Below are 2,593 nucleotides of genomic sequence, written 5' to 3' on the forward strand. Positions count from 1 at the left end.
CAACAAAGCACCCAACCTGAGCTTAGTGACTGGTTAGCAGAGCTGGACGATAAATTGGAGCAACTGACACCGACGCAAAAAGCGAGCGTGGCAGAGATGAAGCGCGAGTGGCAGCAGGCCAGCGTATTGCCTGACACCCTGGTCAAAGCCAAATCTTTAGCGGGTGCCAAATGCGAGCATGCTTGGCGCCAACAACGTCAAGATAACGATTGGGCAGGCTTTGCCAAAAATTTAAAAGAAGTGGTGGCCTTGGCGCGCGAAGAAGCCCATATTCGTGCGGACCAAAAAGGTTGTGCGCCTTACGATGCCCTGCTCGACCTCTACGAGCCAGGAATGACCGCTGATCGTGTCGATGAGGTATTTGGTGCGCTTAAAGCATGGCTACCGGAGACCATCCAGGCGGTAGTCGACAAGCAAGCGCAACAGCCACCCCTTATGCCCAAAGGGCCATTTACCCAAGCACAACAAAAGGCCTTAGGTGAGCAGGTGATGCAGCATTTGGGCTTTAACTTTGCACAGGGTCGTCTGGATGTCAGCACCCACCCATTTTGTGGCGGCGTGCCCACTGATGTGCGCATTACCACCCGCTACGACGAGCAAGATTTTACCTCGGCATTAATGGGCGTGATCCACGAAACCGGCCATGCGCGCTATGAACAAGGGTTGCCTAAGGACCTGGCAGGCTTACCCGTGGGCCAAGCGCGCTCGATGGGCGTGCACGAAAGCCAAAGCCTGTTTTTTGAAATGCAGCTGGCCCGCAGTGAAGCATTTGCTACCTTGATTTGTCAGCGTGCTAAATCTGCCTTTAACCGCCAAAACGATCCCGCCTTTCATGTCGAGAATTTCCACCGCGTGTTAACTCAAGTCGCGCCCGGTTATATTCGTGTCGATGCCGACGAGGTCACCTATCCGGCACACATCATGCTGCGCTATGACATCGAGCGCGATCTGATCAGTGGCAACATGGAAGTTGATCATATTCCTGAGCGTTGGGACAACGCCATGCAGCAATACCTTGGCCTCAGCACCGCCGGCAACTATAAAAACGGCTGCATGCAAGACATTCACTGGACCGATGGCAGCTTTGGCTACTTCCCCACCTATACCTTGGGTGCCCTGTATGCCGCGCAATTGATGCAAGCAATGCGCCAGCAACTGGATGTCGATGGCATTATCGCCAGCGGTAACCTGTCGCCCATTTTTGATTGGTTATCCCAACATATCTGGCAACGCGCCAGCACTACCTCAACCGACAACATACTCAAGGATGCCACCGGCGAAACCCTCAACCCCGCCCACTTCCGCGAGTATATTCAAGGGCGGTATTTGTAATCCGTGTCCCCAAGGCCAGCGATATTGGCCTTGGTTTTTTCAGGTTAATCTGTTAATTCCATCACACTTCTGTACAATGCGCGCTCAGCCATATTTATCTTTACACCCTCTCGCTTGGCCGTGAGTCAGATGCTTTGTTGGCATGACTACACGCCCTGGTTGAGCACATTCGCTAGGAACGTCTTTTGATTTCAATCGCCAATATCACCATGCAGTTTGGTGCCGAACCGCTATTCGAAAACATCTCTGCCAAATTTGGTAACGGTAACCGCTACGGATTGATCGGAGCCAACGGCTGTGGCAAATCCACCTTGATGAAAATCATGAGTGGCGCGCTCACGCCTACCGCAGGCAATGTGTCCATCACGCCAGGACAAACCTTGGGCGAGCTTAGCCAAGATCAATTTGCCTATGAGCAATACTCAGTGATTGATGCGGTGATGATGGGCGATCGCAAGCTGTGGGAAATCAAACAAGAGCGTGAGCGCATTTATTCTTTGCCGGAAATGAGCGAAGAAGATGGCATGGCCGTCGCAGAGCTAGAAAGCCAGTTCGCGGAAATGGACGGTTATACCGCCGAGAGCCGTGCTGGCGATATTCTGCTGCAAGCGGGGATTGAAGAAGAGCTGCACTTTGGCCTGATGTCGCAAGTGGCACCGGGTTGGAAATTACGGGTGCTGCTTGCCCAGGCTTTGTTTGCGAATCCTGATATTTTGCTGTTGGATGAACCGACCAACAACTTGGATATTCATACCATCAACTGGTTGGCCGGTGAGCTGCAACAGCGCCAGTGCACCATGATTATCATTTCTCACGATCGTCACTTCTTGAACGCCACGTGCACCCACATGGCCGATATCGACTTTGGCGAGCTACGTGTATATCCAGGCAACTACGATGACTTTGTCGCCGCATCTAGCTTGGCACGCGAGCAACTGTTGTCGAGCAACGCGAAAAAAGAAGCGGAGCTTAGTGAGCTGCAAGACTTCGTGAATCGCTTTGGTGCCAATGCCTCTAAAGCTAAGCAAGCCAGTTCACGCGCCAAACGCATGGAAAAGATCCAGCTTGATGAAGTCAAAGCGTCTAGCCGTGTGCATCCTTACATTCAATTTACCGAAAGCAAAAAACTCCACCGTCAAGCGGTCGAATTACGCGAGGTTGGCCATACCTTTGACGAGACAGCTTTATTTAAAAACGGTCACTTTTTGCTTGAAGCGGGCTCGCGCCTGGCGATCATTGGCGAAAATGGTGTGGGTAAAAC

Annotated in this window: 2 protein-coding genes; both read left to right on the plus strand. The window is 52.1% G+C overall.

The window, feature by feature from the left end; all coding sequences use genetic code 11:
* The coding region (locus BZG79_RS13935) for a carboxypeptidase M32 (protein ID WP_108743305.1) at positions 1–1,332 on the plus strand (1,332 nt) is incomplete at its 5' end.
* Between the two features lie 209 nt (positions 1,333–1,541).
* On the plus strand, positions 1,542–2,593 hold a 1,052-nt coding region (locus tag BZG79_RS13940), incomplete at its 3' end, for an ATP-binding cassette domain-containing protein (RefSeq protein WP_077774700.1).

Origin of the sequence: Salinivibrio sp. MA427, from assembly GCF_001996115.1 — a bacterium.
In the GTDB taxonomy this organism is placed as follows: Bacteria; Pseudomonadota; Gammaproteobacteria; order Enterobacterales; family Vibrionaceae; genus Salinivibrio; species Salinivibrio costicola.